The following is a 13,642-nucleotide window of genomic DNA, read 5'->3' as shown; positions in this document are numbered from 1 at the left end:
TACGTGACCAGACGGGTGCGTCAGCCGGCCAGTTGCCGCTCGCCGAACGCGTGCCGCCGGCCGATCGCGATCACCTTGACGCGCTGCCGACCGGCTCGCACCATGCCCAGGGCCATGAATGCGCCCGCGATCCGCTCGGCCGCCTCACGGCTGCTCGCGCCGACCACCTGGCGGCGACGTTCGGGAGCGATGCGCTCGTTGCGAGCACCGCCCTCGCAGGGGCGCACGTCGGTCAGCACCACCAGGAATCGGGTCATCGCCGCGCGCCGCCCACCGCCGGTCGGGCCCGTCGTAGCGGCCGCGAGACTGCCGGACAGTATCTACGCACGTCGCTCTCCCTCCGGTGCCGACTCAAAGGCTCGTGGCGCGGCACGCGGCGGCCGGGTACGGGGGAATAACCCGACCGCCGCGCGCCCCATCCCCTCCGGTCGCTCACCGCCACCGTCGCCACGACAACCGGCGGTGAGGACGTGATGACAGCCTGACACCTTCACCGCCATGAATGCAACTCCCACTTACGTTTTCTCATGTACACGATCCCGAATACATGCGACCATCGATGCATGGCACCGAAGACCGCCCGCGCCCGACGACTCGGCATCGCCCTGCGCCAGCACCGTGAGGCCGCCGGCCTCACCCTGGAGGCCGCAGCCGACGAGATCAACAGCACCCGCAGCACGCTGTCCCGCTACGAGAACGCGCAGACGCTTGTCAGCCCGGCGACCGTACGCGCGCTGCTCACCCTCTACGGGGTGGGAGCGGACGACGTCGCGGCGGCTGTCGCGTTGGCCAAGGACGCGCGCAAGCCCGGCTGGTGGGTGTCCTATTCGTACCTGCTCGACCGACGCACCATCGACTTCATCGCGTTGGAGGCCGAGGCCACCGGCATCGCCAACTTCGAACCGTCAGTGGTGCCGGGGTTGTTGCAGACCGCCGACTACATCCGGGGCGTGATGCGGGGCGGCCCGCACACGCTCAGCGACAACGACGTCGAGGAGCGGGTCCACCTGCGACTGGACCGCCAGCAACGACTCACCGGTGACGACCCACCGATCTTCGACGCGATCCTCGACGAGGCCGCGCTCCTGCGCCCGGTCGGCGACGAGGCCGCGATGCAGGGCCAACTGCGGCACCTGCTCAAGATGAGCGAGCTGCCGAACATCACCGTGCAGCTGATCCCGTTGGCCGCCGGTTACCACCGGGGCACGCGGGGCTCGCTGCACATCCTCGAATTCGCCGACCCGGAGGACCCGATCATCGCCTCGGTGGAGACGGTCGCCGGGCAGATGGTCCTCGACCGGCCCGGCGACCTGCGAACCTGCACCAAGATCATGGAACATCTGCGGACTGTCGCGCTCAGCCCGTCGGCCAGCCGCGACGCATTGATCAAGATCCTGAAGGGACGGTAGACGATGACACCGACGACCAACGCCACCCCGGCGGTGGCCGGATGGCGCAAGAGCAGCCACAGCGGCGACGAGGGCGCCTGCGTGGAGGTGGCGGTCGTACCCGGCACGGTGGCGGTACGCGACTCCAAGGACCCGGACGGCCCGCTGCTGCTCTTCGCGCCGTCGGCCTGGACCGCCTTCGCCGAGGCACCGCCGCTGCGCTGATCCACGGGTGAACCCATGAGCCGCTGACCGGGCCGGTAAGGGCACCACCGGCCCGGTCAGCCCACCCGAGCGATCAGTGGCCGACAAGCGGCGGCGGCACCGGCAGTTCACGGGCCGCCGCCAGGGCGGCGAGGGCGGCACCCCGAGCGCCGGCCATGTCCCGCTCCGGCACCAGCGCGAAGGTGGCCGACGCGGCCTGCTCGTCCCGCAGCACGGTGTGCTCGCGTACGGTCGCCAGGAACCAGTCACGGAACTCGGGGACGGTCTCCACCACCCCACCGCCCACGAAGTAGGCGTGCGGATCGGTGAAGTTGGCCGCGATGGTGAACAACGCCCCGAGGGCTCGGGCCTGCTGGGCGAAGATCTCCCGGGCCATCTCGTCGCCCCGCTCGCCGTAGCCGCGCACCAGCTTCGCCGCCCGGGCCGGCGGCTCACCGGCCAGCGGATGGTCCGGAAACCGGGTGAGCCAGTACGGCAGCAGGTTGCGCTCGATCGCGGTCAGCGAGGCGACGGATTCCACGTCCCCGGCGAAGCCGCAGGCGCAGACCGGCACCGGCTGCCCCGGTGCGAGCACGTCGGTCAGCGGGACGTGCACGTGCCCCAGCTCACCGGCCATCCCCGCCGCGCCGGCAATCACCCGTCCGTACTCGACCAGCCCACCGCCCAGCCCGGTGCCGACGATCGCCGACACCGACGACCGGTGCATCGCGTCGACTCCGAAGTGGACGTGGTGGGCGTAGAGCGCGGCGGCGTTGCCGTCGTTGTGATAGATCACCGGCAGCCCGAGCCGGCGTTCCAGGGCACCCCGGATGTCGTGGCCGCGCCAGGCCGGCTGGGAGAAGTTCGTCGACCCCTTCGACGAGATCACCCCGGTGGCGCTGGCCGGACCGGGCGTGTCCAGCCCGACGGCGCGCACCTGGTCGCGGGACAGCCCGGTCAGGGCCAGGACACCGTCGAGGGAGCGGGCCATCGCCTCGACAGCGGCCTGCGGACCGGCGCGTACCTCGCTGGGGGTCTCCACGAGCTGGTCGACCAGGAAGCGTCCATCGAGCGTGAGCACCGTGGCGTTGTTGCTCGTACCGCCGTTGTCGATACCCACGACCACAGTTGTGTCAGCCACCGGTCAACCGCCTCCCACCCGTTTCGATCGGAATACTCCGCGTGTCACTGGTGTCACGTCATGGCGTACGAGTCGTGAGGCTAGTTCTCGCTCCCCTGCCCCGCCATGCCGACCGGCCGTCGGGCCGTCATGGCGGTGGCCGCCAGGGACTCGTCGCGCCACGTCGACGGCAGCAGCCCCGCCTCCGCCAGCACCGAAGCGAGCAGGTCGACCTGCGACTCGCCGACCTCCACCACCAGGTGCCCGCCGGGGGCGAGCCAACTCGTCGCCTCGGCGGCGAGCCGGCGCAGCACCGCCAACCCGTCCGGGCCGCCGTCGAGCGCCACCAACGCCTCGTACCGGCGCGACTCGGCCGGCAACAGGTCCAACGCCGCCGTCGGCACGTACGGCGCGTTCGCCACCACCAGGTCCAGGGTGCCGCGCCACGTCGCCGGCAGCGCGTCGAACAGGTCACCGGCGAGGACCGGCACGGCCAGTTCGGCGAGGTTGCCTCGGGCACAGGCCACCGCGGTCGGGTCCACGTCCACCGCAGCCAGCAGCCGCGGGGCGTGGAGTCGACGCGCCAGCGCCCGGCTGAGCGCGCCCGAGCCGCAACACAGCTCGACCACCCTCGCCGCCGGCCCGGCCACCGCCTCGGCCGCCGCGACGAGCGCCGCGGTCCGCGCCCTCGGCACGAAGACGCCGGGTACGACGGTGATCCGCTCGCCGCAGAACTCCGCCCAGCCGAGCAGGTACTCCAGCGGCTCCCCGGCCACCCGCCGATCGACCAGGGCGGCGAGCGCCCCCGGGTCGTCGGCCGCCTCCACCAGCAACCGGGCCTCGTCCTCGGCCCAGACACAGCCGGCCCGGCGTAGCCGGTCGACCGTGGCGGCCCGTACCGCCGAGGAGACGGCGATCATCTAGGCGCTGGCATCCAACGCGGCCGACACATCGGCGGTCAGGTCCACCGTGTCCTCCACACCGCAGGAGAGTCGGACGAAGCCGGCGGCGGTGTCGTCACCCCACTGGGCGCGCCGGTCGGCGGTGGTGTGCAGGCCGCCGAAGGAGGTGGCCGCCGAGACCAGCCGGGCCGCGTCGAGGAACCGGGCGACCCGTTCGGCGTCGCCCAGGTCGAAGGAGAGCACCCCCGGCATCCGGCGCAGCTGACGCGAGGCGACCGGGTAGGCCGGATCGTCCGGCAGGCCCGGCCAGCGCAGCCCGGTCACGTCGGTGCGGTCGGCCAGCAGCCGGGCGAGGGCCTCGGCGTTGGCGCTCTGCCGGGCCAGGCGCAGGTCGAGGGTGGCCAGCGAGCGGTGTGCCAGCCAGGCGTCGAACGCGCCGGGCACCGCCCCGGTGGTGGTCCGCCAGGCGGTGAGCCGTTCCAGCAGCTCCGATGAGCGGGTGGCCAGGTAGCCCAGCAGCAGGTCGGAGTGCCCGGTCAGGGCCTTGGTGCCGGAGGCGACCACCAGGTCCGCGCCGAGGTCCAACGGGCGCTGCCCGAGCGGGGTCGCGGTGGTGTTGTCGACCGCCAGCAGGGCACCGGCGGCGTGCACCTGCTCGGCCAGCGCGGGCAGGTCCACCACGTCGAGTCCCGGGTTGGCCGGCGTCTCCACAAGCACCAGGCGTACCCCGTCGAAGGACGGGTACGGCCCGGCGGTCGGTGCCAGCAGCACCCGTACCCCGTTGCCGGCGAGTGTGTCGGTGGCGAACGTGCGGACCGGGAAGTATCCGTCGGCGGGCAGCACCACCGTGTCACCGGCGCGCAGCAGCCCCAGCAGCAGCCCGGTGATGGCCGCCTGGCCGCTGGCGAAGACCCGACACTCGCCGCCCTCCAGCTCGCCGATCGCCGCCTCCAGCAACCGCCGGGTGGGGTTGTCCGGGCGTCCGTACCCGTTCGGCGCCGCCTCCGGCCCGTGTCGGGGATCGAGATGGTACGGCGCGGCGAAGACCGGCCCCGGCAGGAATGGCTGCCCCGGTGCCGGGGCGGGCAGGCCGGCGTGCACGCACCGGGTGCCGTCACCGCCGGCCGGAAGCCGCTGGGGTACCTCGTCCTCGCTCATCGGCTCACTCCGGCTTGGTGGTGCGGCTCATCAGGGCGCGTACCGCGACCCGCGGGTCGACGCCCTCGTGGCAGACCAGCTCGACCTGCTCGGTGATCGGCATCTCCACGCCGTGCGCGCGGGCCAGGTCGCGGATGGCCAACGCGCTCTTGACCCCCTCGGCGGTCTGCCGGGTGGCCACTCGCGCCTCCTCCAGGGTGGCGCCCCGGCCCAGGTGCTCACCGAAGGTGCGGTTACGTGCCGACGGCGACGAGCAGGAGGCCACCAGGTCACCCATGCCGGCCAGCCCGGCGAAGGTGAGCGGGTCCGCGCCCAGCGCCACCCCGAGCCGGGCGGTCTCGGCCAGCCCTCGGGTGACAAGCATGGCCCGCGTGTTGTGACCGAAGCCCATCGCGGTGGCGATGCCGTACGCCAGGGCGATCACGTTCTTCACCGCGCCGCCCAGCTCACAGCCGACCACGTCGTCGTTGGTGTACGGCCGGAAGTACGGCGTGGTGATGGAGCGCTGCACCAGGGTGGCCCGGTCGACGTCGGTGCAGGCGACCACGGTGGCGGCCGGCTGCTCGGCGGCGATCTCCGGTGCCAGGTTGGGGCCGGAGACGACCACCACCCGATCCGCGGCCACCTGCGCGGTCTCCACGATCACCTCGCTCATCCGCTTGGTGGTACCGAGCTCGATGCCCTTCATCAGCGAGACCAGCGTGGCGTCGGCGTGCAGGTGCGAGACCCAATCGGCGAGGTTGCCCCGCAGCGTCTGCGACGGCACCGCCAGCACCACCATCTCCGCGCCCTTGATCGCCTCGGCGGCGTCGCCGGTGCCGGTGACCCGCTCCGGCAGCACCACTCCGGGCAGGTACTCCGGGTTGCGTCGCTCGGTGCGGATGACGTCGGCGATCGGCTGCCGGCGGGCCCAGATGGTGACCTCCCGCCCGGCGTCGGCCAGGATCTTCGCGAACGCCGTACCCCAGGACCCGGCGCCCAGCACCGCCACGTGCCCACTCACGCCGTCGCCTCCGGACGCTGCTCGACGTTGGCCCGACCATTACGCTGCCACAGCGGCGGCGGGGTGCCGCCCCGGATCTCGGCGAGCATGTCCCGCAGCCGCAGCATGATCACATCGGTCATCTCCTCCAGCACCGCGCGGCTGGGGGCGGCACCGGTCCACTGGCTCAGGTCGATCGGTGGCCCGGCCACCACGGTCACCGGGATCCGGGGCCGTGGGTTGAGCCGGGAGCGGCGCGGGTCGAAGATGCGCTCCGGCCCCCACATCACCACCGGCACCACCGGGGCGCCGGTCGCCAACGCCAGTCGGGCCGCCCCGGTCTTGCCCTTCATCGGCCACAGGTCCGGTTCCCGGGTGATGGTGCCCTCCGGGTAGATGATCACGGCATCACCCTCGCCGAGCGCCTTGATCAGGGCGTCCAGCGACTTGGCCGCGTCGACCGTCCCCCGCTCGACGGGGATCTGCTTGCACCGGTGCAGGATCCAGCCGATCACCGGAACCTTGAACACGCTCGCCTTGCCCAGGAACTGCGGCCAACGGCCGGAGTCGTAGATGAAATGGGCGGCGACCAGCGGGTCGGCGTGCGACATGTGGTTCGCCACGATGATCATCGGGCCCTCGGTGCCGAGGTGCTCCATCCCCCGCCAGGTGCGCCGGGTCCAGATCGTCATCACCGGCTTGACCAGCACCACGGCCAACCATTGCCAGAACCCCAGCCTGCGCCGACCCACCGTGCCTCCTCGTGCCCGCCCCGTCCACCGGAGGAACCGGTGACACCCGCAGCCGAAATCATGCCTGCTCGCCCCTGGTACGGCCAGTGAGGGTACCGACGCCGGCTGGCAGGATGACAGTGTGAGTCAGCCATGGACCGTGGTGGTACCGGTCAAGCGTCTGACCGCCGCGAAGACCCGGCTGCGCGGCGGGCTGCCCGGCGTGCCGCACGAGGAGTTGGCGCTGGCGCTGGCCGCCGACACGTTGGCCGCGGTGGGTGCCTGTTCGCCGCTGGTGCGGATCCGGGTGGTCACCGACGATCCCCGGGTGAGCGCGCTGGCCCGGCTGGCCGGCGCCCAGGTGCTGCCCGACGCCCCGGACGCCGGCCTGAACGCCGCGTTCCGGCACGGTGCGACCGGAGCCGCCGGGTGGGTGGCGGGGCTCACCGCCGACCTGCCCGCCCTGCGCCCGGCCGAACTGGCCGCCGCGCTGGCCGAGGCCCGCAAGACCCCGGCAGGCGTACGGTCCTTCGTCAGCGACGCCCCCGGCAGCGGTACGGTGCTGCTCGCCGCACCTCCCGGCGTACCCCTGGATCCCCGGTTCGGACCCGACTCGGCCACGGCACACACGGCCAGCGGTGCCCGCGCGTTGGCCGGTGACTGGCCCAGCCTGCGTCGGGATGTGGACACCGCCGAGGACCTGCTGGCCGCGGCCCGGCTCGGGCTCGGCCCGCGCACCGCCGCGCTGGCCGCCGGCTGCCTGACGCGCTGAACCCCGGCCGAGCCGCGTCCCGTGTACGGTGCTGGGCATGCAGGGCACGGTGGCGACCTTCGACGCGGCGACCCGCAGCGGACTGCTGCTGCTCGACGACGGCACCGAGTTGCCCTTCCCCGCCCGCGCCTTCGACGCCTCCGGGCTACGGCTGCTCCGGCTGGGGCAGCGGGTCCGGGTGGAGACCGACGCCGGCGGTGACGTCGTACGGGTGACGTTGCCGACGATGCCCTGACATCCCAGCTCAAGTTCAATTTGTGTTAACCCTGGTCGGGTGATTATGGGCGGGTGAGCACCCCTCGCGAACGCCCGGACCACCCCACCGGCACCGACCCGGCCGCCTCCTCCGCCGGGCTGGAGGAGGTGCTGGACCCGGTCGCCGAGGCGGGCCTGCCCGAACCCGCCGACCGGGAGACCTCGGTCGACCGGCCGCTGCCGGAGGACCGGTTCCTCAACCGGGAGCTGTCCTGGCTCGACTTCAACGCCCGGGTCCTGGCGCTGGCCGAGGACCACCGCACGCCACTGCTGGAGCGGGCCAAGTTCCTCGCCATCTTCGCCAGCAACCTCGACGAGTTCTACATGGTGCGGGTCGCCGGGCTGAAACGGCGGCTCACCGCCGGCCTGCCGGTACGCGGCGGCGACGGGTTGCCCCTGCGTACCCAACTCGAACTGGTCGCCGCGAAGGCGGCCGACCTGGTCGCGCGGCACGCCGCCTGCTTCATCGACGACGTGTCGCCGAAGCTGGCGGCGGAGGGCATCCGGGTGCTGCGCTGGTCCGACCTCGGCGACAGCGAACGGGACCGGCTGCGCAGCTACTTCCGCGAGCAGATCTTCCCGGTGCTCACCCCGCTGGCGGTCGACCCGGCGCATCCCTTTCCGTACATCTCGGGCCGGTCGCTGAACCTGGCCGTGTCGGTCCGCGACCCGGACGGTGGGGCCGAACTCTTCGCCCGGGTCAAGGTGCCCAACAACGTGCCCCGGTTCGTCCGGGTCGACCGGGACCAGCCCGGCGTACGGATGCTGCCGCTGGAGGACCTCATCGCGGTCCACCTCGGTCAACTCTTCTCCGGCATGCAGGTGGTGGAGTGCCACCTGTTCCGGGTCACCCGCAACGCCGAGGTGGAGGTCGACGAGGACCGCGACGAGGACCTGCTCCAGGCCCTCGAACGGGAACTGGCCCGGCGCCGGTTCGGTCCTCCGGTCCGGCTGGAGGTCGCCGCGTCGATCTCCGACCACATGCTGGAGTTGCTGGTCCGCGAACTGGACATGGACGCCCAGGACGTGCTGCGGGTCCGGGGGCTGCTCGATCTGTCCGCGCTGTGGCAGCTCTACGGCGAGGCGGACCGGCCGGACCTGAAGGATCCGCCCTTCGTGCCGGCCACCCATCCCCGACTGGCCGAGGGTGAGGTGCCGCGCAGCGTCTTCGCCACCCTGCGCGACGGGGACGTGCTGGTGCACCACCCGTACCACTCGTTCGCCACAAGCGTGCAGCGCTTCATCGAGCAGGCCGCCGCCGACCCGCACGTGCTGGCCATCAAGCAGACGCTGTACCGCACCAGCGGCGACTCTCCGATCGTGGACGCGCTGGTCGAGGCCGCCGCGGCCGGCAAACAGGTGGTGGTGCTCGTCGAGTTGAAGGCCCGCTTCGACGAGGTGGCCAACATCGGCTGGGCCCGCACGCTGGAACGCGCCGGATGCCACGTGGTCTACGGGCTGGTCGGTCTCAAGACGCACTGCAAGACCGCCCTGGTGGTACGCCAGGAGGGCAACCAGATCCGCCGCTACTGCCACATCGGCACCGGCAACTACCACCCCAAGACGGCCCGCCTCTACGAGGACTTCGGCATGCTCACCGCCGACCCGGAGATCGGCGCCGACCTGACCGACCTGTTCAACGTGCTCACCGGCTACAGCCGGCAGACCGCGTACCGGCGACTGCTGGTGGCCCCGCAGGGCGTCCGGGGCGGCCTGATCGAGCGGATCGAACGGGAGATCACCCAGGTCCGGCTCGGCATGCCCGGGTTGGTGCAGTTCAAGGTCAACTCGCTGGTCGACGAGGCCGTCACCGACGCCCTGTACCGGGCCTCCCGGGCGGGCGTACACGTCGACCTGATCATCCGGGGGATGTGCACGCTGCGTCCCGGCGTACCCGGGCTCTCGGACAACATCCGGGTCCGCTCCATCCTCGGCCGTTTCCTGGAACACTCCCGGATCTTCCGCTTCGGCAACAACGGCGACGCCGAGTTCTGGATCGGGTCGGCCGACATGATGCACCGCAACCTGGACCGACGGGTCGAGGCACTGGTCCAGGTCAGCGACCCGGTGGCCCGCGCCGAACTGGACCACGTGCTCCAGGCCGCGATGAGCCCGGACGTGGACGCGTTCGAGTTGAGCGCCGACGGCAGTTGGACCCGGCGCAGCGGCACGCCGACGGCACCGCTTGTCCACCTGCAGGATCTGTTGCTGCGTCGGGTCGGCAGCACCGCCGGGTGAGCGGTGCGGGCATAGGCTGAGCAGATGGTCAACGAGGAGGACCTGGCGGTCGCCGGCCGCCGGCAGGACCCGCACCCGGGAGCCGGCGTGGCCGTGATCCGGGCGGCCGGCGGGGTGGTGTGGCGGCCGGCCCCGGACGGCAGCGTCCAGGTGTGCCTGGTGCACCGCCCCCGGTACGGGGACTGGACGTTGCCGAAGGGCAAGCTGGAACCGGGCGAGCATCCGCTGCTCGCCGCCGCCCGGGAGGTCGCCGAGGAGGCCGACGCCCAGGCGGTACCGCAGGTGCGCCTGCCCAGCGTGCAGTACCGCAGCGAGGGCCTGCTCAAGACGGTCGACTACTGGGCGATGCGGGCGGTGGGCACCGGCGGTTTCCAGCCCGGCACCGAGGTCGACGACATGCGCTGGCTGAGTGTGGACGACGCGGTGGCGCTGGTCAGCTACCCGCATGACGCCCAGGTGCTTGCCGCTTTCGCCGCGCTGCCCCAGGCCACCGCGGCGATCCTGCTGGTCCGGCACGGCCACGCCGGTGAGCGGCTGGGCTGGTCCGGGCCGGACGCCGGCCGGCCGTTGGACGCCCGAGGCTGGTCCCAGGCGCACGCGTTGGCCCCGCTGATCGCGCTGATCCGCCCGACCCGGCTGCTCGCCGCCTCGCCCCGCCGGTGCGTGCAGACCCTCGATCCGGCAGCCGCGCTGCTCGACCTGCCGATCGAGATCAGCGGTGACCTGGACGAGCCGCGCGCCGGCCAGCAGACCGACGAGTGCGCACTGGCCACGGCGGCAGCCCTCACCGCGCTGGCGGCACAGGGTGAGCCGGTGGCCGCCTGCAGCCAGGGCAAGGTCATCCCCGGCGCGCTGGAACGGCTCGTCGGCCAGCCCGGCGACTACGCCACCGGAAAGGGCGGCGGCTGGCTGCTCGCCTTCACCGGCGACCGGCTGCTCGCCGCCGATCGTCTCTGAGCGCCCCCGCACCGAAGCCAGCGCGGGCAGCCCCACTCCCCTGTGCGGAGAGGTGTCCGGGGTCGTGCGACGCCCTCCTGCCGTCAATTCCGTTCGCCGGGTGGCAGCTTGAGGGTCACCGCGACCGGCAGGTGGTCGCTGGCGGTGCTGGCGATCGCGACCGGATCGGTGGCCGGCAGGTCCGGGGAGACGAAGATGTGGTCGATCTGCTGGCGCGGGTCGTCGGCCGGGCTGGTGGGCAGCGGGCGTACGGCCGCGAAGGCGTCGACCAGCCCGGCGTCGGTGAGCGCTGTGAACGCCGGATCGCCCGGCTCGGTGTTGAAGTCACCGGCGACCACCAGCGGCCTGCCGTCGGCGTACGCGGTGGCGAACCCGGCGACCGCTCGGGCCTGCACCACCGGATCCGTACCGGGTGGAGGTTGCAGGTGGGTGCTCACCACCGCCAGCCGCACGCCGTCGCTGAAGTCGACGGTGACGCCGAGGGCCTGCGCACCGGTGGGTGCGCCCACCGCGGGTAGCGCGCGGGTCTGCGCCTGCCGGACCGGCCAGCGGCTCAGCACCGCATCGCCCCAGAGCGCCCCGGCGGCCGGCGCGAAGACGTACGGCATCTCCAGGCGGGTCGCCAGCAGGTGCAGGGTGTCGTGGCCGCCGTTGAGCAACCAGCCCCGGTCGACCTCGCTGAGCAGCACCACGTCGGCCCGCCCGATCGCCCGGTCGAGAGCGGCCAGGTCGAGCCGCCCGTCCAGGCCGAAGCCCATCCGGATGTTGTACGCCACCAGCCGTACCTGCGTCGGTGGTCCGGGCCGGTTGGTCGCCGTCAACCACGGCCCGTGCATCACCGCGGCGACGAGGGCGACCAGGGCGGCCAGCAGGGCCGCCAGCAACGCCCGTACCGGCCGGGCAGCCGTCACCGGCCGCGTCAGCTCGGTGGTGGCGTCGACCGGGGCCACAGCGGCACCTGACGCCGATTGCCGCCCACCGTGCGCGACGGCACCCACCACCATCGCCACCACGACGGGCAGCCATCCGTTGGGGTAGCCGATGTCGTAGGCGGCGTAGAAGAGCACCGTCGCGACGGCGAAGACCAGCATGCCGCCGATCGCCGCGTACCCGCGCCGGGCAACGGTCGACGGGCCCCGCTGGACGGTCGTGAGGGCCAGGCAGCCACCGAGACCGGCTGCCGCGAGCAGCATCGCGACACCGAGGGCCGACGGTGGCCCGTACCCGAACAGCAGCGTTCCGGCCAGCAGCAGCACCGGGAACAGCAGACGCAGGCGGCCCTGCGGCGGCGGGAACAACGCGCAGAACACGAACAGTGCCACCGCGCCGGTCAGCGGTGCCAGGGCGAACAGGGGCGGTTCGGCGGTGCCGGCGTGGCCGAACCAGAACGAATTCGCGGTGCCGGCGACCGCCGGTGACAGCGCGAGCATGCCGCCCAGCAGCAACGACGGCCCGGCGAGCAGCCAGCTTCGGGCCGGCGGCATTGTCGCCGCGTCGCCGTCCCGCCCGGCGACGTCTGGTTGCCGGGCGGACGCGACCGCCGCGACCAGCAGCAGCGCCACCACGGCGACGCTTGGCAGCCACGCCTCCCACCGTCCCCACCACACCGGGTCGTGGGTGCCGAACATCGCGTGGCCGAGCGCCCCGGCGGTCAGTCCGTAGACCAGTCCGGGCACCGGATGCGTGACCTGACTCGCGGCCGCTGCCAGCCACACCAGTCCGGCCAGCAGGCCGGCGGTGGCCAGCCAGAGCTGCGTACGGCCGCCAGGAACCGCGGTGAGGGCCAGTCGGGCAGCACCCAGTACGACAAGGGCCACCAGCCCGACGGGGCGGGCACCGACCCGTACGACGAGGACCGGTGCGGCGAGTGCGAGCACGAACCAGCCGAGCGCGAACGCGCCGAGCAGCTCGGCGGGGGTCGACGCGGCCTGCCCGAAGATGGTGATGACCGACGGCAGGAAGACGCGGAGCACGTCGGTGAGGACGACGAGGCCCAGCGCCAGGGTGACGGTGGCGAGGTGACGGTGGCGCAGCACGGTTCTCATTTCGCCGAGGGTGTGCGGCGATTCTGGTGCCGTACGGCGCGTCGGTCAACGCCTGCAAGGCGATCGGGCCCGGACACGGCGAAGGGCGCCCACCGGCATGGTGGGCGCCCTCGTCGTACGACCGGCTCAGCGTCGGGTTGCCGCCTTCTTGGCCGGTGCCTTCTTCGCCGGAGCCTTCTTGGCCGCCGTGGTCTTGCTGGCCGCCGTGGTGCTCTTGGTGGCGGTCTTCTTCGCCGGAGCGGCCTTCTTGGTGGTGGTCTTCTTGGCCGCGGTGGTCTTGGCCGCCGTGGTCTTGGCCGCGGTCGTCTTCTTGGCCGCTGCGGTCGTCTTCGTCGCGGTGGTCTTCTTGGCCGCCGTGGTCTTGGTGGCGGCGGCGGTCTTCTTCGCGGTGGTCGCCTTCGCACCGGTCGCCTTGGCACCGGTCGCCTTGGCACCGGTCGCCTTCGCGCCGGCGGCCTTTGCGCCGGTCGCCTTGGCACCGGTGGTCTTGGCGGTGGCTGCGGCAGCCTTCTTCGCCGCCGCCGTGGCCTTCGGCACCTTGCCGCTGGCCACCATCTCCTTGAACCCGGCGCCGGGGCGGAAGGTCGGCACGGAGGTCTTCTTGACCTTCACCGCCTCGCCGGTACGCGGGTTGCGCGCTGTTCGAGCGCCCCGAACGCGCTTCTCGAACGCTCCGAATCCGGTGATCGCCACCTTCTCGCCCTTGGTGACCGCCGCCTGGACCTCAGCGAGGACCGCGTCTAGCGCGGCCGTCGCCGTTTTCCGGTCCCCCAGGCGAACGGCGAGCGCCTCGATGAGCTCGGCCTTGTTCACGACTTCCTCCTGATTGTGCAACTGACTCGACGCGAGCCATTCTGCGCGCACGGTATGCCCTGTGCTGCCGGGACACA

Annotated in this window: 14 protein-coding genes; 6 read left to right on the top strand and 8 right to left on the bottom strand. The window is 72.6% G+C overall.

Features of this window, described 5'->3' with window-relative positions:
- Positions 1–20: 20 nt before the first annotated feature.
- Positions 21–257, bottom strand: coding sequence for a hypothetical protein (locus Vgi01_RS12060; protein WP_102660144.1), 237 nt, complete (start codon positions 255–257; stop codon positions 21–23).
- 306 nt (positions 258–563) lie between these two features.
- On the opposite strand from Vgi01_RS12060, the gene Vgi01_RS12055 reads away from it, so the two are divergent.
- Together Vgi01_RS12055 and Vgi01_RS12050 are read left to right on the top strand one after the other, a co-directional pair.
- Complete coding sequence (locus tag Vgi01_RS12055; protein WP_013732064.1) at positions 564–1,409, top strand: helix-turn-helix domain-containing protein; 846 nt, start codon at positions 564–566, stop codon at positions 1,407–1,409.
- 3 nt (positions 1,410–1,412) lie between these two features.
- Entirely contained in the window at positions 1,413–1,613 is a 201-nt protein-coding gene (locus Vgi01_RS12050) for a DUF397 domain-containing protein (RefSeq protein WP_102660143.1), read from the top strand.
- A gap of 73 nt (positions 1,614–1,686) precedes the next feature.
- Here the strand turns inward: Vgi01_RS12050 and Vgi01_RS12045 are convergent, their stop codons facing one another.
- The 5 genes from Vgi01_RS12045 to Vgi01_RS12025 form a co-directional block, all read right to left on the bottom strand.
- Positions 1,687–2,733 (bottom strand): ROK family protein, encoded by a 1,047-nt coding sequence (locus tag Vgi01_RS12045; protein ID WP_239088911.1) that lies wholly within the window; start codon positions 2,731–2,733, stop codon positions 1,687–1,689.
- 80 nt (positions 2,734–2,813) lie between these two features.
- Positions 2,814–3,632 (bottom strand): putative protein N(5)-glutamine methyltransferase, encoded by an 819-nt coding sequence (locus Vgi01_RS12040; RefSeq protein ID WP_204291054.1) that lies wholly within the window; start codon positions 3,630–3,632, stop codon positions 2,814–2,816.
- Positions 3,633–4,772 (bottom strand): cystathionine gamma-lyase, encoded by a 1,140-nt coding sequence (locus Vgi01_RS12035; RefSeq protein WP_102660140.1) that lies wholly within the window; start codon positions 4,770–4,772, stop codon positions 3,633–3,635.
- A gap of 4 nt (positions 4,773–4,776) precedes the next feature.
- On the bottom strand, positions 4,777–5,775 hold the full coding sequence (locus Vgi01_RS12030) for an NAD(P)H-dependent glycerol-3-phosphate dehydrogenase (RefSeq protein WP_204291053.1): 999 nt from the start codon (positions 5,773–5,775) through the stop codon (positions 4,777–4,779).
- Positions 5,772–6,506: a lysophospholipid acyltransferase family protein gene (locus Vgi01_RS12025; protein WP_102660138.1), complete on the bottom strand. Its 735-nt coding sequence runs from the start codon at positions 6,504–6,506 to the stop codon at positions 5,772–5,774. Before Vgi01_RS12025 ends, Vgi01_RS12030 begins: the two co-directional genes overlap by 4 nt.
- 121 nt (positions 6,507–6,627) lie before the next feature.
- Here Vgi01_RS12025 and cofC point away from each other — a divergent pair, with 121 nt between their 5' ends.
- Genes cofC through Vgi01_RS12005 form a run of 4 tightly spaced genes read left to right on the top strand, consistent with a single transcriptional unit; the run spans position 6,628 to position 10,707 of the window.
- Positions 6,628–7,257 (top strand): 2-phospho-L-lactate guanylyltransferase, encoded by a 630-nt coding sequence (gene cofC, locus Vgi01_RS12020; protein ID WP_204291052.1) that lies wholly within the window; start codon positions 6,628–6,630, stop codon positions 7,255–7,257.
- Positions 7,258–7,294: 37 nt separating this feature from the next.
- Positions 7,295–7,492, top strand: coding sequence for a cold-shock protein (locus Vgi01_RS12015; protein ID WP_199180320.1), 198 nt, complete (start codon positions 7,295–7,297; stop codon positions 7,490–7,492).
- Between the two features lie 53 nt (positions 7,493–7,545).
- On the top strand, positions 7,546–9,750 hold the full coding sequence (locus tag Vgi01_RS12010; RefSeq protein ID WP_204291051.1) for an RNA degradosome polyphosphate kinase: 2,205 nt from the start codon (positions 7,546–7,548) through the stop codon (positions 9,748–9,750).
- A gap of 24 nt (positions 9,751–9,774) precedes the next feature.
- The gene (locus Vgi01_RS12005) at positions 9,775–10,707 is read left to right on the top strand and encodes an NUDIX hydrolase (protein ID WP_233197002.1); all 933 of its coding nucleotides are present in this window, start codon (positions 9,775–9,777) and stop codon (positions 10,705–10,707) included.
- Between the two features lie 83 nt (positions 10,708–10,790).
- Here Vgi01_RS12005 and Vgi01_RS12000 read toward each other — a convergent pair whose 3' ends face one another.
- Both Vgi01_RS12000 and Vgi01_RS11995 read right to left on the bottom strand, forming a co-directional pair.
- Positions 10,791–12,752 (bottom strand): endonuclease/exonuclease/phosphatase family protein, encoded by a 1,962-nt coding sequence (locus Vgi01_RS12000; protein ID WP_239088910.1) that lies wholly within the window; start codon positions 12,750–12,752, stop codon positions 10,791–10,793.
- Between the two features lie 126 nt (positions 12,753–12,878).
- Positions 12,879–13,565: an HU family DNA-binding protein gene (locus tag Vgi01_RS11995; RefSeq protein WP_204291050.1), complete on the bottom strand. Its 687-nt coding sequence runs from the start codon at positions 13,563–13,565 to the stop codon at positions 12,879–12,881.
- Positions 13,566–13,642: the final 77 nt, after the last annotated feature.

The organism is Micromonospora gifhornensis (genome assembly GCF_016863515.1).
Classification (GTDB): Bacteria; Actinomycetota; Actinomycetes; order Mycobacteriales; family Micromonosporaceae; genus Micromonospora; species Micromonospora gifhornensis.
Note: the sequence above shows the minus strand (reverse complement) of the source record. Positions and strands in the feature narration are given on the sequence as shown.

What these genes read in the sequence shown, in the direction of transcription:
- Vgi01_RS12060 (WP_102660144.1), bottom strand. Translation starts at nt 257, where the DNA reads ATGACCCGATTCCTGGTGGTGCTGACCGACGTGCGCCCCTGCGAGGGC.
- Vgi01_RS12055 (WP_013732064.1), top strand. Translation starts at nt 564, where the DNA reads ATGGCACCGAAGACCGCCCGCGCCCGACGACTCGGCATCGCCCTGCGC.
- Vgi01_RS12050 (WP_102660143.1), top strand. Translation starts at nt 1,413, where the DNA reads ATGACACCGACGACCAACGCCACCCCGGCGGTGGCCGGATGGCGCAAG.
- Vgi01_RS12040 (WP_204291054.1), bottom strand. Translation starts at nt 3,632, where the DNA reads ATGATCGCCGTCTCCTCGGCGGTACGGGCCGCCACGGTCGACCGGCTA.
- Vgi01_RS12035 (WP_102660140.1), bottom strand. Translation starts at nt 4,772, where the DNA reads ATGAGCGAGGACGAGGTACCCCAGCGGCTTCCGGCCGGCGGTGACGGC.
- Vgi01_RS12015 (WP_199180320.1), top strand. Translation starts at nt 7,295, where the DNA reads ATGCAGGGCACGGTGGCGACCTTCGACGCGGCGACCCGCAGCGGACTG.
- Vgi01_RS12005 (WP_233197002.1), top strand. Translation starts at nt 9,775, where the DNA reads ATGGTCAACGAGGAGGACCTGGCGGTCGCCGGCCGCCGGCAGGACCCG.
- Vgi01_RS12000 (WP_239088910.1), bottom strand. Translation starts at nt 12,752, where the DNA reads ATGAGAACCGTGCTGCGCCACCGTCACCTCGCCACCGTCACCCTGGCG.